This is a genomic window from Streptomyces sp. Y1 (genome assembly GCF_041053115.1).
GTDB lineage: Bacteria > Actinomycetota > Actinomycetes > Streptomycetales > Streptomycetaceae > Kitasatospora > Kitasatospora rubellomurina.
This window is the reverse complement of the sequence record NZ_CP163445.1, coordinates 8422611-8443010: the sequence shown is the minus strand read 5'-3', so window position 1 is coordinate 8443010 and position 20400 is coordinate 8422611. Positions and strand designations below refer to the sequence as shown.

Annotated in this window: 19 protein-coding genes, 3 pseudogenes and 1 riboswitch; of the genes and pseudogenes, 11 read left to right on the top strand and 11 right to left on the bottom strand. The window is 72.3% G+C overall.

Annotated elements, in window-relative coordinates; translation table 11 throughout:
* Positions 1-94 precede the first annotated feature (94 nt).
* Both AB2U05_RS36935 and AB2U05_RS36930 read right to left on the bottom strand, forming a co-directional pair.
* Positions 95-1159 carry a ParB/RepB/Spo0J family partition protein gene (locus tag AB2U05_RS36935; protein WP_369185767.1) on the bottom strand — a complete coding sequence of 355 codons (1065 nt, stop codon included), beginning with the start codon at positions 1157-1159 and terminating at the stop codon, positions 95-97.
* 185 nt (positions 1160-1344) lie between these two features.
* Positions 1345-2001: an ABATE domain-containing protein gene (locus tag AB2U05_RS36930; RefSeq protein ID WP_369185766.1), complete on the bottom strand. Its 657-nt coding sequence runs from the start codon at positions 1999-2001 to the stop codon at positions 1345-1347.
* Positions 2002-2092: 91 nt separating this feature from the next.
* Between AB2U05_RS36930 and AB2U05_RS36925 the strand changes: the two genes are divergently transcribed.
* Positions 2093-2866, top strand: a complete 774-nt coding sequence (locus AB2U05_RS36925) for an MBL fold metallo-hydrolase (protein ID WP_369185765.1) — start codon at positions 2093-2095, stop codon at positions 2864-2866.
* Positions 2867-2914: 48 nt separating this feature from the next.
* Here AB2U05_RS36925 and AB2U05_RS36920 read toward each other — a convergent pair whose 3' ends face one another.
* On the bottom strand, positions 2915-3472 hold the full coding sequence (locus AB2U05_RS36920) for a hypothetical protein (protein ID WP_369185764.1): 558 nt from the start codon (positions 3470-3472) through the stop codon (positions 2915-2917).
* A 15-nt stretch (positions 3473-3487) separates the two neighbouring features.
* Positions 3488-3922, bottom strand: coding sequence for an ATP-binding protein (locus AB2U05_RS36915; protein WP_369185763.1), 435 nt, complete (start codon positions 3920-3922; stop codon positions 3488-3490).
* A 187-nt stretch (positions 3923-4109) separates the two neighbouring features.
* Here AB2U05_RS36915 and AB2U05_RS36910 point away from each other — a divergent pair, with 187 nt between their 5' ends.
* Genes AB2U05_RS36910 through AB2U05_RS36890 form a run of 5 tightly spaced genes read left to right on the top strand, consistent with a single transcriptional unit; the run spans position 4110 to position 5831 of the window.
* Positions 4110-5030, top strand: coding sequence for a helix-turn-helix domain-containing protein (locus tag AB2U05_RS36910; protein ID WP_369185762.1), 921 nt, complete (start codon positions 4110-4112; stop codon positions 5028-5030).
* Positions 4987-5124: a DUF397 domain-containing protein gene (locus AB2U05_RS36905; protein WP_369186063.1), complete on the top strand. Its 138-nt coding sequence runs from the start codon at positions 4987-4989 to the stop codon at positions 5122-5124. The genes AB2U05_RS36910 and AB2U05_RS36905 overlap by 44 nt, the downstream gene beginning before the upstream one ends.
* A gap of 18 nt (positions 5125-5142) precedes the next feature.
* Positions 5143-5334, top strand: a complete 192-nt coding sequence (locus AB2U05_RS36900; RefSeq protein WP_369185761.1) for a DUF397 domain-containing protein — start codon at positions 5143-5145, stop codon at positions 5332-5334.
* A gap of 29 nt (positions 5335-5363) precedes the next feature.
* Positions 5364-5564 (top strand): DUF397 domain-containing protein, encoded by a 201-nt coding sequence (locus tag AB2U05_RS36895; RefSeq protein ID WP_369185760.1) that lies wholly within the window; start codon positions 5364-5366, stop codon positions 5562-5564.
* Positions 5565-5582: 18 nt separating this feature from the next.
* Positions 5583-5831 (top strand): DUF397 domain-containing protein, encoded by a 249-nt coding sequence (locus AB2U05_RS36890; RefSeq protein WP_369185759.1) that lies wholly within the window; start codon positions 5583-5585, stop codon positions 5829-5831.
* Positions 5832-5903: 72 nt separating this feature from the next.
* On the opposite strand, the gene AB2U05_RS36885 is transcribed toward AB2U05_RS36890, so the two are convergent.
* Positions 5904-6449, bottom strand: coding sequence for a hypothetical protein (locus AB2U05_RS36885; RefSeq protein ID WP_045704559.1), 546 nt, complete (start codon positions 6447-6449; stop codon positions 5904-5906).
* Between the two features lie 361 nt (positions 6450-6810).
* On the opposite strand from AB2U05_RS36885, the gene AB2U05_RS36880 reads away from it, so the two are divergent.
* A complete protein-coding gene (locus AB2U05_RS36880) occupies positions 6811-8112 on the top strand; it encodes a glycoside hydrolase family 27 protein (RefSeq protein WP_369185758.1) in 1302 nt (433 codons plus the stop codon).
* Positions 8113-8139: 27 nt separating this feature from the next.
* On the opposite strand, the gene AB2U05_RS36875 is transcribed toward AB2U05_RS36880, so the two are convergent.
* The 3 genes from AB2U05_RS36875 to AB2U05_RS36865 form a co-directional block, all read right to left on the bottom strand.
* Positions 8140-8817 (bottom strand): DUF4328 domain-containing protein, encoded by a 678-nt coding sequence (locus AB2U05_RS36875; RefSeq protein ID WP_369185757.1) that lies wholly within the window; start codon positions 8815-8817, stop codon positions 8140-8142.
* A 99-nt stretch (positions 8818-8916) separates the two neighbouring features.
* Complete coding sequence (locus tag AB2U05_RS36870) at positions 8917-9999, bottom strand: ABC transporter substrate-binding protein (protein WP_369185756.1); 1083 nt, start codon at positions 9997-9999, stop codon at positions 8917-8919.
* 49 nt (positions 10000-10048) lie between these two features.
* Entirely contained in the window at positions 10049-10633 is a 585-nt protein-coding gene (locus tag AB2U05_RS36865; RefSeq protein WP_369186062.1) for an ABC transporter permease, read from the bottom strand.
* 634 nt (positions 10634-11267) lie between these two features.
* A riboswitch (FMN riboswitch) is annotated at positions 11268-11398 on the top strand.
* A 388-nt stretch (positions 11399-11786) separates the two neighbouring features.
* Between AB2U05_RS36865 and ribB the strand changes: the two are divergent.
* The 4 genes and pseudogenes from ribB to AB2U05_RS36845 all read left to right on the top strand — a co-directional run.
* Positions 11787-12416: pseudogene (ribB, locus tag AB2U05_RS36860) on the top strand (3,4-dihydroxy-2-butanone-4-phosphate synthase); the annotation flags it as partial.
* A gap of 614 nt (positions 12417-13030) precedes the next feature.
* Positions 13031-13510 carry a MarR family winged helix-turn-helix transcriptional regulator gene (locus AB2U05_RS36855; protein WP_369185755.1) on the top strand — a complete coding sequence of 160 codons (480 nt, stop codon included), beginning with the start codon at positions 13031-13033 and terminating at the stop codon, positions 13508-13510.
* Positions 13511-13934: 424 nt separating this feature from the next.
* Entirely contained in the window at positions 13935-14255 is a 321-nt protein-coding gene (locus tag AB2U05_RS36850; protein WP_045710073.1) for a multidrug efflux SMR transporter, read from the top strand.
* A 190-nt stretch (positions 14256-14445) separates the two neighbouring features.
* Positions 14446-14802, top strand: a pseudogene (locus tag AB2U05_RS36845) (multidrug efflux SMR transporter); the annotation flags it as partial.
* A 425-nt stretch (positions 14803-15227) separates the two neighbouring features.
* Here AB2U05_RS36845 and AB2U05_RS36840 read toward each other — a convergent pair.
* The 3 genes and pseudogenes from AB2U05_RS36840 to lanKC form a co-directional block, all read right to left on the bottom strand.
* A pseudogene (locus AB2U05_RS36840) lies at positions 15228-15407 on the bottom strand (phosphotyrosine protein phosphatase); the annotation flags it as partial.
* A gap of 442 nt (positions 15408-15849) precedes the next feature.
* Positions 15850-16665, bottom strand: a complete 816-nt coding sequence (locus AB2U05_RS36835) for an SAM-dependent methyltransferase (protein WP_369186061.1) — start codon at positions 16663-16665, stop codon at positions 15850-15852.
* A gap of 432 nt (positions 16666-17097) precedes the next feature.
* Positions 17098-19689 (bottom strand): class III lanthionine synthetase LanKC, encoded by a 2592-nt coding sequence (gene lanKC, locus AB2U05_RS36830; protein WP_369185754.1) that lies wholly within the window; start codon positions 19687-19689, stop codon positions 17098-17100.
* Positions 19690-20400: the final 711 nt, after the last annotated feature.

Below are 20400 nucleotides of genomic sequence, written 5' to 3'. Positions count from 1 at the left end.
GGCAGTTGCTCACGCGGCGCGGCGGCAGTTGTTCGGGCGGGTGGCGGCAGTTGCTCAGGCAGTGCGGCGGTTGCTCAGGCAGTGCGGCGGTTGCTCACGCGACCGGGGCCACGGCCCGCTCGCGTACCTGGGAGGCGAAGCGCTGCCACTGCCGGGCGCATTCCAGGGCCAGCTCGGAGACGATCTGCGCGCGGTGGGCGGGCACCGACTGCGCGACGCTCTGCCAGCCCTGCCCGTCCAGCGTGTGCAGTTCCAGCATGCGCAGCAGCCGGCGGCCGTTCTCGGTCAGCCGCAGTGAGGGGTCGCGGCACAGGCTGGGGAAGATGCCGCTGACGCCGCTGTCGTCGCGGCCGGGGGCGGGGGGCGGGGCGGCGACCAGGCGGGCCACCGGGGGCCGGCGTTCGCCGCTCTGGCGGTTCTCGTTGAGGCCGCCGCGGCCGTTCTCGTCCAACCGGTGCCGCAGCGGCACGATGTCCTCGCCGCGCAGCAGCCGGGCCCTGACGTCGCGTACGGTGCCCGGGGAGATGCCGGCCTTCTGCGCGATGGCCCGCAGCGAGGCGCCGGGCGATTCCAGGATGAGGCGGCCGGCCAGGCGGCGTCCCTCGGCGCTGTTGGCCGGGCGTACCCGCCCGTCGCGGCCGATGCGGGCGGTGGTCTGGGTGGCCGGGCCGAGCTTGCGGCGCTGGGCGGCCACCGTCTTGGCGGACAGCCCGGCGACCGCGGCGATGGCGCGGTTGGACCAGTGGGGGTGGGTGGTGAGGATGCGCACCGCCGCCGCGGTGCGCTCGGACAGCGACAGCGGCAGGCCGTGGCTGGTGTTGGCCCGCACCGCGAGGGCGAAGGCGTCCTCCGGTGCCCCGTCGAAGAAGCGGGCGCGGATCTCCGACTGCCCGCGCAGTTCCGCGGCCCGCACCCGGTGCATGCCGTCGACGACCTGCATGGACTGGCGGTGCACGACGATCGGCGGTAACTCCTGGGCGCTGTTGGCCAGGAGGTGGGTGTGTTCGGCCTGTTCGGACTGGTGCCGGGGGGAGTCGGCCGGGCGCAGTGAGGCGACCGGGACCCGGTGCACCTCGGACAGTCTGGAAACTCCCCACAGGTTGGTCGTGCCGTCCTCGGGCAACTCCCGCTGTTGTTGGGGCAGGTTGCTGAAAACCATCTTCGCGATTCCCCCTGCAATTGATTGCTTTAGCTCCGTGCGAGCGTACGAACCTCTGCAGTTGCTCCAAACCCCATGACTTTCCTTCAGTCAGCGGGTTGCGTGCAACCGTGGACTTGGGCCAGTTGCACGGTTTATTCCGGCGCGGTGGGGGAAACGGCGGCCCGCGGTCGGAGGAACGGGGTTCAGGGGGTGGGCTGTTGGGTGCGGCGGGCGTAGGCGCGGGCGGCGCGGGCGCGGTCGCCGCAGCGGGTGGAGCACCACTGGCGCCGGCCCTGGCGCAGCAGGAACCGGTTGCACGGCGGGGAGCCGCAGGCGGCCAGGCGTTCGGCGTCGGGTCCGGTGAGCAGGTCGGCGACGTCGGCGGCGACGGCGGCCAGCGCGTGGTCGAGCATCGCGGCGGTGGGGTGGGGGGCGGCGCGGTAGGGGCCGGACTCGTCCCACTGCAGGAGCTGGGCGGTGGGCACCCGGGTGAGGGCGTCGTTGACGGCGGCCAGCGCGGCGGGCCGCGCGGGGTGGGCGGCGGCCCGGGCGGCCAGCAGGGAGCGCACGTGCTCGCGCATCGCGCGCAGCTGGGAGGCGCACATCTCCTGCAGGCCGGCCGGGCCGGGGGTCAGGCCCCTCTCCAGGAGCCAGTGGTCGGCGCCGGCGGGGGTGGCGAGGGCGTCGAGGAGGTGGCCGCCGGGCAGGGCGATCGCGCTGTTGGCCAGCGCCAGGCAGGGGTGCTGCTCCTCGCCGGGCGCCGGGGGCACGGCGGTGGGGTCCTCGGCGGGGGTGGCGGCGTCGGGGGTGGCGGTGTCGGGGGTGGTGTCGGCAGGGGCGCCGGGGGCGGTCTCCGTCATGTTTCTCATGGTATCGGTTGCGCTCATCCGTGATGATCCCCTAGGTTTTCTCACGGATACTCCAATCCCATCCGTGAGAGGTGTTGTCGTCATGGCTTCTTCCGCCGCTTCCTTCCCCGTGCGCGTCTTCGGTGGCCCGACCGCCCTGTTCGAGTACGGCGGCCTGCGCTTCCTCACCGACCCGACCTTCGACGAGCCCGGCGAGTACGGGCGCGAGGGCCGCCCGCTGCTCGTCAAGACCGCCCCGCCCGCAGGCGCCCTCGCCGAGGTCGGCCGCATCGACGTGGTGCTGCTCTCCCACGACGAGCACGCCGACAACCTGGACACCTCCGGCCGGGCGCTGCTGGCCGACGTCCCGCTCACCCTCACCACCCCCGGCGGCGGGCAGCGCCTGGGCGGCACCGCCCGGGGGCTGGCCGACTGGCAGAGCGTCGAGCTGGAGCGCCCGGGCGGCGGCACCGTGACCGTCACCGGCGTGCCCGCCCTGCACGGGCCCGGCGCGCGCGAGGACGTCGAGGCCGTCACCGGCCAGGTCGTCGGCTTCGTCCTGACCGGCGAGGGCCTGCCCACCGTCTACGTCAGCGGCGACAACGCCTCGCTGGAGGTCGTCGGCGAGATCGCGCAGCGCTACGCGCCCCTCGACACGGCGATCCTGTTCGCCGGGGCGCCGCGCTTCCCCGTCCTGTTCGACGGCGGGCTCCTGGTTCTGGACAGCGCCCAGGCCGCCGAGGCCGCCGCGCTGCTGGGCGCGCGCCGGGTGGTGGCCGTCCACCACGACAGCTGGGCCCACTTCACCGAGGGCCGCGCAGAGCTGGAGGCCGCCTTCGCCGCGGTGGGCCTCGCGGAGGTCCTCGACAAGGCCTGACCGGGGGGCGCCCGGGCGCGGGAAGTCGGCGGGGCCGACTTCCCGCGCTCAGGCGATGGTGCGGGCGAGGTGGGTGCGGCAGCGGGCGAGAGCGTTGCGCAGGCGCACGTCGGGGTCGGGGGTGGCGGTGAGGAGTTCGCCGGCGGTGATGAGGGTGGTCCAGTAGCGGGCGGGGTCGCCGGCGGTGGGGAGGGGCTTGGTGGCGGCGAGGGAGAGGTAGGCGGCGGTGAGGTTGCCGGTGGTGAACCAGCGGGTGAGGCCGTGCTGGTGGCCGGCGCGGATGCCGCCGAGGGCGTCGATCGCGGTGAGGAAGAGATCGACGACGGCCAGCTCGTGCGGGGTGAGCCGCTTGGGGACGTCGAAGACGCCGAGGGCTTCGAGGAGTTCACCGGTGTCGGCCTCGCAGCCCGGGCGCGGGTCGGCGAGCAGGGCGTCGTAGCAGTCGTCCAGGCGGCGGTCGACCTCGGCGGCGGGGATGGTGAGGGCGGTGCACACGGCGCGGGCCGAGCGCAGGGGCTCGCCGGTGCGGCGGGCGAGGGCGGCGTAGGCCTCGGCGGGGGCGTGGCCGGTGTCGAGCAGGTGGCGGGCGGTGAGGGCCAGTCGCATGGTGGGCACTCCCTGTCAGGCCGCGAGCGCGGCGGTGGGGGCGATCAGCGCCCAGACGAACTTGCCGATCCCGCCCACGCGCGGGCAACAACCCCAGCGCGCGGAGAGCTCGTTGACGAGGAACAGCCCGCGCCCACGCTCGTCACAGAGGGAGGCCGAACGCAGGGCCGGCCGGCCGCTGCCCGCGTCGTGGACCTCGATACGCAGGAGCCCGTTGGTGAGCGCGAAGCGGATCTCGATGCGGCGGTCGTCGGGCGCGTCCGAGTGCTGGACGGCGTTGGCGAACAGCTCCCCGAGCAGGAGCTCGGCGACGTCCGAGTAGCGCTCCCCGGAGGGCAGGGCCGCGAGGTACGCCCGGAGCAACTGCCGCGCCAGGCGCGTCGATTCGAGGCAGGAGTCGAGCCGCGCGACGAACGCACGGGGGCGGGGGCTGCAGCAGGCCTTGAGCATGGCGAAGTTCCTCAGGGGGCGCACGAGGGAGCACGAAGGTAGCGCGCAATCACGCTATGCATGCAGATGATTGCGTTCCGGTCTCAATGATCGGGCGCTGGAGGTACGGTGATGGCCGAAATCAGGTGCCAGTGGCATGTGGTGTATGAGGGGGCCAGCTGTGGCACATCGGCGGCACAAGCGGGAGTTGACGGCGAGCTCGGCCGAGCTGTTCGGCGAGGAGCTGCGGTTCTACCGGGAGCTGGCCAACTACACCCAGGCGGAACTGGGCGATCTGCTGCACTGCAGCCGGACGAACATCACCCGGTACGAGACCGGGCAGCGCCGCATGCCGCCGAACCTGGTGGAGAAGGCCGATGAACTGCTCAAGACCGGCGGCGCGCTGAAGCGGCTCTGGGCAAGGGTGGACTGGAACGCCGGGATTGAACATCCGGATTGGTTCCAGACCCATGCCAACACAGAGGCCGAGGCGGTTGGGCTCCAAATCTTCCAGGCCAACTACATGCATGGGCTGCTGCAGTGCAGGGACTACGCGAGAGCGATGTTCGAAGCGAGCGGCACTGATGAGCGCCCTGGAGCGATCGAGGATAGGGTCGCAGCAAGGCTCGCGCGACAGGAGCGGTTCCTCACCGAAGGCGGACCACAGTTGGTGGTTCTCCTGGACGAAAGCGCCATCCGGTCGGTGGTTGGCGGGCCCAGGGTGATGGTGCGGCAGATGCAGCACCTGCTGCGCGTTGCTCAACGCGGGAACATCGTCATTCAGGTGGTGCCGTTCACGGCTCGGGCGACGATTATCAAAATCTCAATGGTCCTTCTGGAGATGCCGGATGGACAGCACTTGGCGTACTCCGAGAGCCTTGACGTGGGGAATCCCAGCGACGATCCGACCGTCGTTTCCGGGCATCGGCGGCGCTATGATCGGCTGCGTGGCGATGCGCTCACGGCGGGCGAGTCGGTCGCGCTGATCGCCGAGGCGCTGGAAGGGTTCAGAGATGATGCGGAACAAGCTCAACGCGGCCAGCTGGCGCAAGAGCAGCTACAGCGGCCCGGACGGCGGCGACTGCATCGAGGTAGCCCCCGGATTCCCCGGCCTCGTCCCCGTACGTGACTCCAAGGACCCGCACGGCCCGGCGCTCGTTTTCCCGGCCTCCGCCTGGGAAGCCTTCGTGGAGGCCGTCCGCAAGGGCGACTTCCCGGCGTAAGAGTCAAAGGAGTTGGCCGTGTTGACCTGGCGCAAGAGCAGCTACAGCAGCACGAACGTGGGCGAGTGCGTCGAGGTGGCGATCGGGGCTCCCGGTCGGGTACCGGTGCGTGACTCCAAGGATCCCGAGGGCGCCGTCCTGGCCTTCCCTGCCGATGCCTGGCAGTCGTTCGTCGCCGCCGTCCGCTGCGGCGAGTTCGGCGACATCTGACTCGTCGATCCGGAAGACGCGGAGGAATCATGAACCGCATGCACCCGGCTGACGCCGCATGGCGGAAGAGTTCCTACAGCAACGGGCAAGGCGGGTGCGTCGAGGTCGATGACTCACGCCCCGGAACGGTCCGTGACTCCAAGGACCCGCACGGCCCGGCGCTCGTTTTCTCGGCCTCCGCCTGGGAAGCCTTCGTGGCGGCCGTCCGCAAGGGCGACTTCCCGGTGTAAGAGTCCAAGGAGCTGGCCATGTTGACCTGGCGTAAGAGCAGCTACAGCGGCGGCAACGGGGGCGACTGCATCGAGGTGGCGCTCCCGTGGCGCAAGAGCAGCTACAGCCACCAGGCAGGGCAGTGCGTCGAGGTGGCGATCGGGGCTCCCTGCCACGTGCCGGTGCGTGACTCCAAGGATCCCGAGGGCGCCGTCCTGGCCTTCCCGGCCGATGCCTGGCAGTCGTTCGTCGCCGCCGTCCGCTGCGGCGAGTTCGGCGACATCTGACCGGATCCCGCCCAACATCGCAGGGGCCCCGCTACCCGTGCGCGGGTAGCGGGGCCCCTGTGTTCCTCCTGCTCAGACCTCTTCCTCGTCGAGGCGGCCGAGCGCGTCGGAGATCAGGCGGGTGGCGAAGCTGTGGTCGTCGCCGGCGATGCGGTTGATGTGCTCGGCGAGCAGGACCGCGGTGGCCTCCAGCGGGTTCATCTCGTCCTTGGTCCACGGCCCGTACTGGGCGCGCCACAAATTGGGGCTCAGCCCCGTCCCCGCGGCGATCAGCAGGCCGGCCATCATCGGGACGACCTCGGGCTTGAAGGTGCGGGGCATCATCCGCATCGTGGCGACCAGCGCGGGCACCGAGTAGCCGACGACGTCCTCGTCCTGGCTGGCGCAGGCCTGCCGCAGCCAGTTCATGTACATGTAGATGAGGGTGCAGGTGCCTTCCAGGAGGTCGTCGAGTCCGGCCGCGCCCAGGGATGCGGCGAACTGGTCGACCATGCGCCGCTGTTCGGGGTCCGTTGCGGTCTTGCCCTCGTAGACGGACTGGAGCCGGGAGTCGATCAGCATGAGCGCGGTGCTCACGTCGCCGATCGGAGCGTACTGGGGGTCGCAGGACGAGGACACGGGACTCCTTCGCGAACGGCCGCTTGCGGTCGGTGACGCGGCACGTTCGCAGCGTAGCCCTTCGGGCGGGGCGCAGTGGGGCGAAAGCGGCCATTCACGCCCCGAAGGCCCGTGTCCGCGCGGGCGGTTGACGCCGTGTGCGGGTGCGGGTCCCCGATGTCCGTCCGCGGTCGGCGGCACGTCCGCCCAGGCCTGCGCTCTGACACGTTCGAGTGGTCGTGGAGGGGCTGCCGGTTGACGGCCGCGCGGTGTCAGCAGATTACGAAGCATCGGTTGTCCGTCCCCGCAAGTCCCCCCGGCGGTGCCCGGCAGTGCCCCTGGCGGTCCTGTCGCCCTGCCTGCCCCCCCTTTTGGAGGAATGATGCGCAAACCCTGGGCCGCCGCGCTCGCGGCCGTGCTGAGCGTGGCCGGCTTCGCCGTCGCCCCGGCCGCCGGCGCGCCCGCCACTGCGCCCGCCGTCGCGACCGCCACTGCGCCGGGCGGTGCGCCCGCCGTCGCGACGGCCGCTGCGCCGGGCGGTGTGCCGGGCGGTGTGCCGGGCGCGGCTTGGGCCGGTGTGCCGGGCGCGGCTTCGGGCGGTGCCGAGCTGGCGCCGACCCCGCCGATGGGCTGGAACGACTGGAACGCCTTCGGCTGCGACGTCGACGAGCAGCTGGTCGAGCAGACCGTCGACGCGATCGGCGACACCGGTCTGAAGGGGGCCGGCTACAGGTACGTCAACATCGACGACTGCTGGATGAGCCGGGAGCGCGCCGCGGACGGGAGCCTGGTGCCGGACCCGGTGAAGTTCCCGCACGGCATCGCGGGCGTGGCCGAGTACGTCCACGCCCGGGGTCTGAAGCTCGGCATCTACGAGAGCGCCGGCGCGGAGACCTGTGAGCACTTCCCCGGGAGCCTGGGCCACGAGCGCCAGGACGCGGCCTCCTTCGCGGCCTGGGGCGTGGACTACCTGAAGTACGACAGCTGCCCCGGCTCCCAGCCGATCCCGGCGCGCCAGCGCTACGAGGCGATGGGCGAGGCGCTGGCCGCCACGGGCCGTCCGATCGTCTTCAGCCTGTGCAACTGGGGCGACCAGGACGTCGTGAGCTGGGGCGCCGAGGTCGGCCAGCTGTGGCGCACCACCGCGGACATCGACCCCAGCTACCGGCGGATGGTGGAGATCTTCCACGTCAACGCGCTGCTCGCGGACCACGCCCGCCCGGGCGCGTGGAACGACCCGGACGCGCTGGAGGTCGGCAACGGTATGACGGCCGACGAGGAACGCGCCCACTTCTCGCTGTGGGCCGCCATGGCCGCGCCGCTGCTGGCCGGCACCGACCTGCGCACGGCCACGCCCCGCACCCTGGCGGTCCTCAGGAACACCGAGGTCATCGCCGTGGACCAGGACCCCCTCGGCAAGCAGGGCCGTCCCGTCGGCGCGCTCGGGGGCCTGGACGTCCTGGCCAAACCCCTCAGCGACGGCTCGGTGGCCGTCACGCTGTTCAACGAGGGCGCCGAGGCGGCCGTCATCTCCACGACCGCCTCCGCCGTCGGCCTGCCGGAGGCCGGCTCCTACACGGTGCGCGATCTGTGGGAACACACCACGGGCGCGACCTCCGGCACCATCAGCGCCACCGTGGCGGCCCACGGCGCGGCGATGCTGCGCGTCGCCCGGGCGGGGTGAGGCCGGCTCGGCGCTTTGGCGGGCCGCTCAGCCCTGGACCTCGCCGACGTGGACGCCGTAGGCGCGGGCGGCGCGGGCGGCGACGTAGTGCTCCTGCATCTCCGTCATCTTGTGGACCAGCAGGATCGCGCAGACCAGGCCGGCCAGCAGGAGCGTCTCACCGGTGATCATCCACTGGGCGGCTTCCTGGAAGCTGTCCGGGTAGTGCGCCTGGTCGTAGTCCATGACGCCGACCTCACCGATCCCGATGCCCGCCAGGAACACCACCCAGCCGAAGTTGAGCAGTGTGAACGACTGCGGCGCCCGCTCCCCCGGGCGGTCCGGCAGGACGCCGGCCTGCCAGATGTCGACCGCTATCTGCCGGGGGAACCAGAGGCAGACGACCGGGACGAACCAGGCACCGATCGACCACCAGCGCTGGAGCTGGTGGTGCGCCTGCGGGTTGATCGCCTCGGCGTTGACCCGCATCCGGTAGAACCAGGTGAGGAAGGTGACCATCACGACCGTCAGGACCAGGTTCTGCAGCACGAGCGCGCCGTCGAACAGACGGCCCGCGTCGTCGAGCGCCAAACGGTCGTCCGCCGCCGCGAGAATGCGGAAGTCGGCGACGAGGACGAACAACTGCGCGGCGCAGCCGAGGGCGAGCGCCACCGTGGCGGCGGTGGCGGCGGTTCGCGGCGGGCTGTACACGGCGGGCGAAGGCATCGGTGGAGGATCCCCGGTGTCGATCTTGTGGTGGACCGTCACACCCTAGGGGTTGTCCGCGGCGGCCTGCCACGGGCCCCCGGGGGGCGGGCGGGGGGGTTAGGGCAGGTAGTCGTTGGTGAAGGCGTCGGTGGCGGTGACGGGCTTGTCGATCAGGCCCTGCTCCTTCATGAAGGCGGCCATCTTCTCCCAGGTGGCAGGGTCGTTGAGGCCGGGCTTGCCGGAGGCGGGGGCCTTGAGCATCGGGACGGTGGCCTTGAGGACGGCCAGGGCCGCTTCCTGCTGCTTGTGGTCGTTCATGCCGGGGACGAAGGTCTTGCTGATCGCCACCGCCTCCTCGGGGTGGTCGACGGTGTACTGGACGCCGCGCAGGGTGGCGGCGAGGAACTTGCGCACGTCCTCGCCGTGCTGGTCCAAGGTGGCCCGGGTCGCGCCGAGGCCGGCGGCGACCAGCGGCAGAGCGTCCGAGCCGGCGCCAGTGCCGGTGCCGGTGCCGGTGCCTTCGACGGTGCCGGTGCCGGTGCCGGTGCCGGTGCCTTCGACGGGGCGCACGGCGAGGCCGGCCTGCTGGAACTGCACGGCGTCGTTGTTGAGGTAGCCCATGACGGCGTCGACCTTCTTGCCGACCAGGGCGGCCTGCTGGGTGAAGCCGATGTGCTGGACGGTGACGTCCTTGGTGGTCAGTGCGCCGGCCTTGAGCTGGGCGAGCAGCGCGAAGTAGGTCTCGCCGAACGGGCCGGGAGTGCCGACGCTGTGCCCGCGCAGGTCGGCGACGGTGTGGATCGGGGAGTCCTGCGGGACCAGCATCACCACCGGATAGGTGTGGTAGAGAGTGGCGACGTCGACGACGGGCAGGTCCTTGGCGCGGGCCTGCAGCATCTCGTCACCGCCCGCGAAGACCACGTCCTCCTTGCCCGCGGTCAGACCACCGAACAAGTCGTCGGTGAAACTGTGGTGGCGCAGCGTCACCTTGAGGCCGGCCTCCTGGTAGAAGCCCTTGCTCTGGGCGACGTAGAACGGGGCGAACTGGATGTTGGGAATGTAGGTGAGACCGACGGTGAGCGCGCCGCCCTTGCCACCCTTGCCGCCTGGGGACGTGGCGGCGGTGGGGTCGGAGGCACAGGCGGACAGCGCGGCGGCGGTGAGCAGCAGGGCCAGCGAGCGGGCGGTGGTCTTGCGCATGCGGACGTCCTTGTCGGTGGAGGTTCGGCGGTCGTGGTCGCGGTGGTGCTCAGCGGTCGAGGGCGCGTTCCAGGAGCCGGACGGCCCCGTAGGTGGCGGCGGCCAGCAGGGTGAGGGTGAGCAGGGTGACGAACAGGCCGGTGGAGTCGGCCTGGCCGCGTTGGACGGCCAGGAGTTCGCCCAGGCCCTCACCGCCCATCACGAACTCGCCGACGACCGCGCCGGTGATCGACAAGGTGGCGCCGGTGCGCACCCCGGCGAGGATGCTGGGCAGGGCCAGCGGGAACTCGATGTGGCGCAGCATGCCCCAGCGGCCGACGCCGTCGACGCGGGCGGCGGCCAGGACGTCGGGGTCCAGCTCGCGCAGGCCGAGCATCGTGTTGACGAGCATCGGGAAGAAGACGAGGAGCGCGCACAGCAGGGCGATGGGCAGCAGGCCGTAGCCGATCCACAGGGCGAGCAGGGGTGCCAGGGCGACAGCGGGGACGGCCTGGGTGGCGGCGAGGTAGGGCTGCAGGGCGCGGGCGGCCAGGGTACTGCGGGCCATCAGATAGCCCAGCGGCAGGGCGGCCGCGATACCGATAGCGGTACCGGCGGCGCTCTCCACGACGGTCTGGCGGGTGTAGTCGAGCAGGGAACCGCGGGTGAGGGCGTCGGCGAAAGCACGGGCGACGGTCGCGGGAGCGGGCAGGAAGAACGCCGAAACAGCCTTGGTACGGGTGACACTCTCCCAGGTACCGAGCAGAACCAGGCCGAAGACCAGAGGCGGCAGGACCGCGACCAGGCGGGCACGGACGAACGACGACGGCGGCTTCGACGACGGTGTCGGCGGCGGCGGCGTGGGTGTCGGCGTCGGCGTCGGTGTGGGCTTCGACGACGGTGTCGGCTTCGGCGTGGGTGTCTGCGTGGGTGTGGGTGTCGGCGTCGGCGGTTTCTGGCCTGTGGTGAGTTCGTGCATGAACGTTCCGCTCCCCCGTTTCGTGATTCCGGCGTCCCGGTGGCCGGATTGCCGTGGCCCGTCCTCGTGGAATCCGTCGTCCTGTTCGTCCCCGGCTGGTTTTTCGCGTGGCGTTTCGTCAACTGGCGGATGTTCGGCGGCGGCTGGGATCTTAGGCACGGGTGGAGAGCATCGGCAATACGGGCCGCTCGGGGAGGGTGGCGGCGCCCGACAACGACGGGTACGTGACGCATCCCACGTGCGGGCGTCAATGGTGACGGCTTGTCAAGACGGCTGCGGGTGTGCCAGGTTGGCGGACGTTGAAAGACGTTTGCGCACTCCGGGGTCGGTGAAATTCCGAGCCGGCGGTTACAGTCCGCGACCCGGTCGCCTCCAGCGGCCGGTTGACCAGGTGGAACTCCTGGACCGACGGTCAAAGTCCGGAAGGGAGGCAGTGCGCGGCGGGCAGGGTCCTCCCCCGATTCGCCGGGGTGGTATCCCGTCGGCCCTCGCCAGGGCCGCGGGCTGCCGCGTTTGCGGCGTGGTGGACGGCCCCTTGCTCCGCCCGTGCCCAGATGCCCCGGACGTCCGCGCCCCGAGCGCGAGGAGAGTTCCGATGGGCCGCACCTTCGACGCCCCGTCCGAGTCCGACCGGCCGGCCACCCGGCCCGGGCCCGGGAGTTCGGAGTCCGCGCTTCGCGCTCCGCACCCCAGTTTCCCGCCGAGGTTAGGACCCATGGGCATGACCAGTACCGATGCTCTGCCGCACCCCTGCGCCGTCGAGGGCTCCTACGACCGGGGCACCTTCGACCAAGTCCCCCTCCAGCGCGGCTCGTTCGAGCGCGGCCTGCTGGATCGGCCCTTCGAGGCACAGAGCGAGGACACGGGCGAGGACACGGCCTTCGACCCGGTCCGGGTCGCGGTGGAGCAGATCGCAGCCGGGAGCGCGGTCGTCGTCGTCGACGACGCGAGCCGGGAGAACGAGGGCGACATCGTCTTCGCCGCCGAACTCGCCACCGCCGAACTGGTCGCCTTCGCCATGACCCAGTGCCACGGGCTGCTGTGCGCGCCGATGGCCGGCGCCGACCTGGACCGTCTGGAGCTGGAGCAGATGGTCACCCGCAACACCGAACACCACGGCACCGCGTTCACCGTCTCGGTCGACGCGGCCGCCGGGATCAGCACCGGCATCTCGGCGGCCGACCGGGCACTGACCCTGCGCCTGCTGGCCGACCCGGCCACCGAGGCAGGCGACCTGGTACGTCCGGGCCACGTCTTCCCACTGCGCGCCGACGACGGCGGCGTCCTCGCACGGGCCGGCCACACCGAGGCCGGGGTAGAACTGTGCCGGCTGGCCGGACTGCGACCGGCAGCGGCGGTCTGCGAGATCGCCAACACCGACGGCACCATGGCCCGACTGCCGCAACTACGCGCGTTCGCCCACCGACACAACCTGGCCCTGATCTCCGTCGCATGCCTGACCGAGTACCTGCAGAAGACGAGCACGGCGAGCACGGCGAGCACGACGGGCACGGCAGGCGCGGCAGTGTAGACGGGCGCGGCCGCGGGCACGGCGGTGCACGGCGCGGCACGAGCGGGCGCGGCACGCGGCACGGCGGGCACAGCGGGCCGCGGGCACAGCGAGCACGGCGGGCACAGCGGGCAGCGGCACGGCGGGCACGGCGGGCACGGCGGGCGCGGCGCGGCGGGCGCGGCGGCGGGCACGGCGGCGTAGACGGGCATTCCCCCTTCCCATCCCCCTTCCCCCTTCCCCTCTTTTTCCGGTGATGACGCGGTGGTGCGCAAGGCCGGGGGGGCGGTGGGACAGCCGGGCGCCCCACCGGTTCCGCGGGTGATTTCCGTTGCCCGGTGACGCGGCGGGCCGAGCCCCGGACATTCCGGGAAGGGCGGGAATTCGGCGCCACGATGACGGCCGGGAGTTTTCACGAGGGTTTCTCGACGGGCGGCCGACCTGCTTCGGGTGCCGGTTTTTGCGGACCGGCCGGAATATCCGGGGGCGTGACCGGTCAAGCCCAGAAGCTTGCATGTGCAGGTATTCTGGCGGTCGACCGACGACTCCGAGAGGAGGCGCCCATGACGGCGTCACCGCGCGCGCCCCACACCCCCCGCCCGCCCCGCGCGCCCCTGCCCGCCTCCGACCAGGCCGCGTGGAGCCGCGTGCTCGCCCTCCACACGCGGGTGGAACGCGAGCTGGCGGCCGCGTTGCAGCGCCGGCACGGGATCGGGCTGTCGGAGTACCGCTCGCTGGAGCACCTGCAGCACTCGCAGACGAGCGAGCTGCGCATGCAGGACCTCGCGGAGCGAGTCGGACTGGGCCAGTCCTCGGTCACCCGCCTGGTGGGCCGCCTGGAAGCGGCGGGCTTCGCGGTCAAGGACCTGTGCCCCTCCGACAAACGCGGCGTCTACGCCGTCATCACCGAACAAGGACGCGCGCGCTACGAAGCCGCCCGCGCCACCTATGCGGAGGTGCTGTCCTGCGCGTTGAACACCCTCACCACCGACCCGGAGCTCGGCCCCACCGTCCAGGCCCTGCGCGCCACGGGTCCACGTTGAACACCCTCACCACCAACCCGGACCGGGCCCCACCGTCCAGGCCCTGCGCACCACGGTCCACGCTGCACCCTCACCGACCCGAGCCGGCCCCCTCCAGCCCCGCACGCCCGGTCCCGCTGAACCCTCCCCACCCGGACGGGCCCACGTCCAGCCTGCGCGCACGGGTCCGCGTTGAACACCCTCACCACCGACCCGAGCTCGGCCCCACCGTCCAGGCCCTGCACGCCACAGCCCGGCACTGACGCCCCCTCACCCCCACCCCTCGGCCCCGGGCGCCCCGCGCGCCCGGGGCCTTCCACTGGGCGCTTGACAGCAAATTACTTGCTCATGCAATCTTCTGCTGCCCCGCCCGCCTCGCCGCGTGGGGCTTTGCGGACACAGAAAGCTTGCACGTACAAGCAACTAGTGGATTGGGGAACCACCCATGCAGTGGCTCTACCTCGCCATCGCCGACATCTTCGAGATCGCCGTCGCCCTCGCCGCCGGCAAAGCCGCAGGCTTCACCAACCACCGCTGGAGCGCCGCCACCCTGGCCAGCGGCGCCATCGGCACCTACTTCCTCAGCAAGGCACTGCTGACCTTCGACGTCGGCACCGGCTACGCCATCTGGACCTCCACCGCGGGCGTAGGCATCACCCTGCTCGGCGCACCCCTGTTCGGCCAACACCTCGACGGACGCAAAGCCCTCGGCATCACCACCGTCATCGCCGGCGTCGCCGGCCTCCAACTCAGCGGCTCCGCCTGAACCCCCCACCCCCCGCCCCAACTCCCACCCCACGAAAAGACCCCGCCCCATGACCCACACCACCCACACCCACACCACCGACACCGACACCACCGACACCCGCCCCGGCACCGCCGCGACCGACACCACCCACACCCACACCACCGGCACGGGCACCCCCGACACCGGCCCCGGCACCACCGACACCGCCGTGACCGACACCGCCCGCCCCGGCCGCCCCGGCCGCCCCGGCCGCCCCTGGCTGATACTCCTGCTCGCCGGAGGCTTCGAGGTCGGCTACGCACTGTGCGTCAGCGCCAGCCACGGCTTCACCCGCCCCGCCTGGTCACTGGCCACCGTCGCGTTCTTCCTCCTCACACTGTGGACACTCAGCACCGCGCTGCGCACCATCGACGTCGCCACCGGCTACGCGGTGTGGGCAGGCATCGGCACGGTCGGCACCGCACTACTGGGCCCCGCCCTCTTCGACGAATCCCTCACCGCACCCCGGGCCCTGTGGCTGACCGTCATCATCACCGGCCTCATCTACCTCAAACTCGCCGACCGCCCCCACCCCACCCCCCGAGGCCTGACCCACCGGCCGGCCTACGCCCCGACCCGGTCCGGCACCCCGGGGCGGGACGGGCAGCGGCGGGGCCGGACCGGCGCACGTACGGCAGCTCGACGTCGACGTACCGGCGCACCGGTTGGCGGATGGCTTCCCCCGCCGACGAGCGGATCGAAGCCTTCGTGACCGAGGAGGGACTCCGGCCGAGCGCTCTACCCGCCCGGCCGAACGCGACCGGCCGGTGGCCGGGCGGCCGGGCCGGGCGGCCGGGCGGCCGGGCGGCGGCGTCGAACGCCTACCGGATCGGGACGGTGGCCTCGAAGGTCGCGCCGCCGCCGACAATGCCGAGCCAGTAGATCTCCCGACCTGTTCGACGTGTTCGGGCGGCCTGCCGGCCACCCGGACCGGCCCAGTGGCGGCACCGCTCACGCGGCGGGCCCGACGCCAAGGCCGGTGAGCAGGCCGCGGACGCCCTGCCCGATCCCGTCGCGGATCGGGCAGACGGCTTCGACACCCCGGCCGGCCGGGTCCTCCAGCTTCCAGTCCAGGTACGTCCTGCCGAAGAAGAAGGGGCAGGCGTCGCCGCAGCCCCTCGTGATCACCAACCGGCGAGCAGCGGGCGGCGGCCAGAGCACGGCCACCGGGCAATCACCGGGCCGGGCAGGCAACCTGGTGCCAGATAGTGCGCACCACCTCGCCACCGGGCAAGCGATGCTCACTGTTCCAGGTACGACAACACCGCGGCACACCACCGCGCGGACGCGGCGACGGGACAGGAACGGGGACAGCGGCAAGGTCACCGATGGGACGCCGACGCGGACGCCGGGCGGAGGAGATCGTCATGCCCGCCGTTGTGCCACCCCCAGCCCACACCCAACCACCCCCCACCCGAACGCGTGAAAAACAGCCAAACACCACCGGGCCGGCCAGGCACCGCCAGGCAACCACCGCCAGGTGCAGCCGGGCACGGCCAGGCACCGCCAGGCAAGTACCGCCAGGTGCGGGCGGGCGGGCGCAGCCAGGTGCGGGCGGGCGCGAGGCGGGCGGTCAGGGCTTGATCGCGACGGCCGCGTAGAAGGAGACCTGCGCGTCGGTGACAGTCGGCGGCAGGAGATCGTCAGCAGGAGTGTCCTCGCCCGGGACGAGCCAGCGATGGGCGGGAGTGATGCCGGGCTCCAACAAGTCCAGGCCCTCGAAGAACGTCGCGAACTCGGCCTCGGGACGCAGGCGCAGGGTGGTACCGGCCTGGTTGTAGATCTCCTCGACCTTGTTCGCGCCAACCGGGTCGAGCTCGGCAGTCGCGTGGGACAGGACCAGAGCGGAGCCGGAGGGCAGCGGATCCAGGAACTGCCTGAGGAGAGCGTGGGCCTCCTCAAGGGTCGGCACGAAGTGGACGAGCGCCACCATCGACAGCACGACCGGCCGGGACAGGTCCAGGGTCTCGCAGACCTGGGGGGCGTTCAGGATCGCGGCGGGATCACGCACATCACCATGGACATAGGCCGTGCGGCCCTGAGGCGTACTGGTCATCAGGGCGCGGGAGTGGGCCAGGACCACAGGGTCGTTGTCGACGTAGACGACGCGGGCCCGCGGCTCGACCGCCTGGGCGACCTCGTGCAGATTCGGCGAGGTCGGAATACCGGTACCGATGTCCAACCACTGCCGCAAACCCCGCCGCGCCAGAGCACGCGTGGCACGATGCATGAACGTACGATTGGCGCGCACCGCGGTACGCATCGTCGGAAACACCGTCAGAACACGCTCAGCCGCCTCACGGTCAACAGCGAAATTGTCCTTCCCACCAAGGAAGAAGTCATACATCCGCGCACTATGCGGAACATCCTGACGTATCCGCAAACCCACCGGCTCCTCAGCCCGGGCTCGCACGCCGTCATCCAACTCTCCCCGACGCCCATACCCCACCCCTTCACCACCACACCAAGTCCGCCGCAGTCTAACCAACCCACCAGTAACGCACGGGAACTCGCCCCCACGCGCGGGCACACGGCGGGCGGACGGGCGGTGCCCGCCTCCCCCGGGGAGGCGGGCACCGTGGGTGCGGCGGCCGCTGGGGCCGCCGCCGTGCCTCACATGCAGGCGCGCGAGGACCAGTGGCTGCACCACAGCGACTCGACGTAGGACTCGGACTCCTCGTGCAGGCCCTGCAGGTCCAGGATGAAAGCCATGTCACACCTCTGTTTCCGGTTCGGATCCGGGTTCGGATCGGATGGGTTGATCGGATGGGTTGTGCGCACTGCCACCGCGTCGGCCGAGGCCTCGGCGGGTGTTTCTCGTTCACCGGGGCGCGGCGGCGCCCCGGTGGTCCAGGAGGGGAAGGGCGGTGCCCGTCCCGTGCGACGCCGCGTGCAGCGTCAGCAGGAGGCCGGCCGAGCCGGTGGCCAGGTCGGTGGAGAGTCGGAAGAGCTGGTGGCCGGGGACGGCCGCGCGGCCCTGGTGGCGCACCAGGTGCCAGGACAGGCGGGCGATCTGACGCCCTGCCTGGGCGCGGGCGGCGGGTGAGGCGGAGGCGGCCAGCGCGGTGATCAGGCCCGCGCGGCCTTCGAACAGGCCGGGCATCAGGACGAACTCGGCCGCGCAGGCCTTCTCCAACTGCTCGACGGTGTCAGCGAGTTCGGTGTCGTCGGGGCGATGGCGGGCCAGCGCGCGGGCGGCCAGGGCGGCGCCGGCGGAGCCGTTCGCGAGGTAGGCGCTGGCGCGGTCGTCGTGGTTGAGCAGCAGGCCCGAGGCATCGAGGCGGGCGGTGGCGAGGTCGCGGGCGAGGGCGTGTTCGGCGGCGGTGAGCCAGTGGGGTTCGCCGGTGTGTTCGTACAGGCGGGTGAGGAAGAGGGCGGTGCCGGTGGCGCCGTGCAGGAGTCCGGTGCGGGTGGGGGCGGGCGCGTCGGGGCGGGTGAGGCGTTCGGCGAGGGTGCGGGCGCGGCGGGTGAGGTCGGGGTCGGTGTGGCGGTGGGCGAAGTGGAGCAGGCCCAGGCCGATGCCGGCGAGGCCGGAGGCGAGGTCGGGGCCGAGGACGCCGAGGCCGTCGCGGGTGTCGGTGAGGTGGAGGGCGCGCTCGAGGACGTCGCGGGCGTCGGCGGTGCGGCCGGCGGCGTCGAGGGCGAGAGCGGTGCCGTGCAGGCCGTCGAAGAGGCCGGGACGTACGGCCTTGGGGTTGCGGGTGGCGCGCAGCAGCCAGTCGAGGTGGTCGTCGGGGACGGTGTGGCCGGTGGTGGCGAGGGCGTAGACGACGCCGGCGGCGCCGTGGGCGAGGTCGACGCCCTGGCGGGCGAACTGTTCGGGGTCGCCGGGGTAGAGGCGGTCGGTGCGGTGGGGGGTGGCGGCGGCGAGGATGCCGTCGGCGAGGTCGGTGAGGAGGTGGCACAGGCCGCCCGGGGTGGTGGGGTCGGGCAGGTCGGTGGTGGCGCAGCCGCCCGGGGTTTCGAGGCGGCCGGGGGGCAGGGTGCCGCCGGTGGCGGCGGCGAGGTCGGCGAGCAGCTGCTTCGCCCAGTGCGGGGGCAGGTCGAAGCGGCGGGCGGCGGCGTGGGCGAGGTCGGCGGCCTTGCCAGAGTCGAGTTCGATGAGGAAGGTCAGGGGCAGGAAGAGGAACAGGCGCAGGCAGGCGAGCGCGTAGGTGTCGACGGCGCGGCCGGCGCGGGCGGCGGGCGAGATGAAGCCGGGGGCGCCGAAGGCGGGCGGCTGCCCGTCCTCGAGGTCGAAGGCGAGCTCGAAGTCGACCAGGGCCAGGCGGCCGTCGGGTCGGACCATGATGTTGCCGGGGTGCAGGTCGCCGAAGGCGACGCCGCGTTCGTGCAGGGTGCGCAGCATGGCGGCGAGCTGGTCGGCGAAGTCGGTGGCGAGGGTGGTGTGTTCGGCGATGGCGGCGGCGTCGGCGTCGGCGGTGAGCAGGGGGTGGCGGCCGGTGAAGAGGAAGCGTTCGAGTTTCTCGCCCTCGATGAACTCCTCGACGAGGTACTCGTGTTCCCAGACGGTGAGGTGGTCGTGGAGGCGGGGGACGAAGTCGAGGCCGGCGAGGCGTTGAAGCATGTCGCGTTCGCGGTGCAGGCGTTGGACGGCGTCGGTGCCGTGCTGGTCGAGGCCGGCCATGGGGCGGGCTTCGCGCAGGACGACGGTACGTCCGTCGCGGCGGTCGCGGGCTTTGTAGACGCCGCCGCCGTTGGAGAAGTGCAGGGCGCGTTCGATGGTGTAGGGGAAGTCGTCGGGGGCGTTGTGCTGCTGGGCGCGGGTGCGGACCTGTTCGGCGAGGAAGGGCGGGATGGTGACCCAGGAGGGGACGGAGAAGACGGGGCGGCGGCGGTCGGGGACCAGGGCGCCGGTGGCGTCGCGCAGGGCGGAGACGGTGCGGCCCTGTTCGTCGAGGCAGTAGAGCTGGCGGAAGGCGCCGTAGCGCACGTACAGGACGCTGTCGCGCCAGCGCAGGTCGCTGAGGACGTAGGGGCCGCGGTGGTTCTTGAGCAGGGGTTCGAGGTCGGTGAGGAGGCGGTGGAGTTCGGTTTCGTCGCGGGGGTAGAGGGTGAGGAGTTTGCCGCTGGCGCCGCGGGGGGCGTACTTGGCGTTGGCCTTGAGGACGATCTCGGGGCCGGCGAGGAACTTGACGCTGATGCGCCGGTCGCGGCAGTGGGCGAGCACGGTGTCGATGACCTGCTCGGCCTCGTCGAGGGCGGCGGAGACGTGCACCTTCCAGCCCTGGTCGGGCAGGGTGGTGCCGTCCGGGTGGAGGTAGACCCACACGCCGTCGCGGCTGCGGCTGAAGCCGTGGGGCACCGGTGCGGTGGCCGGCGGGTAGAGCTCGCCGGAGTCGTCGCGCACGGCCGGGTCGTCGTAGAAGACGGGGTCGGCGTGGCAGTACGGCTCGTAGTCGGATGGGCGCACTTGTGGGTTCCCCTCGACCGTGCGGGGTGGGTGTGGGGCCGGGACGGCGCGTGGTGGCGGCCGGGTCCGGGGGTCCCGACCGGGCGTTCGGGCTCGGCGGGAGTCACAGTTATCCACGTCGCGGGAGGGCGATCAAGGCGTTGCCATTTCGTGGACGGCGTGTTAACCGCCGTTTCCCGTACGGTGGTTCGCCCGGTTTGCCCGCCGCGGGGATCGGCCGGATCGTGCTGAACCGGCCGGTCGCGGTGCGCGTTGGGGGCGGGCGGCAAGGTCCGCCGGTGGCTGCGGGCGGGCTGCGGGTTCGGCGCGGCGGGGCGCGGGGGCGGGCTGGTTCCCCGGGCGGGGGTGATGGTTTTCGGCCAACCCGGGCGCATCGGGGCCCCTCACACCCGGCAGCGGGTTCCAACCCGAATCGCGCCGGCCCGATAGACCACCCGGCCCGACCCGAGCCGGAGACCGCCTCGACACCTCGCGCCTCGCCGACCGCGCCCACGGCGCATGCCTGATCACGCCGGTCTTGAACGGGGATGGCGGACCCGGCGCTCCACGGTCGGCCGTCGTCGCCTCCGCCGCCGTCCTGGGCGGGCGGCCGGGATGGAAGCCAACCACCCTTCCGGACAGCCGAGTCGGCCACGGATCGGGATGCGCCGGCTCCCGCATCGCCGGCCCCCGGCCGGGCAGGCCGGGGGCCGGGCAGGTCGGCGGGTCCGA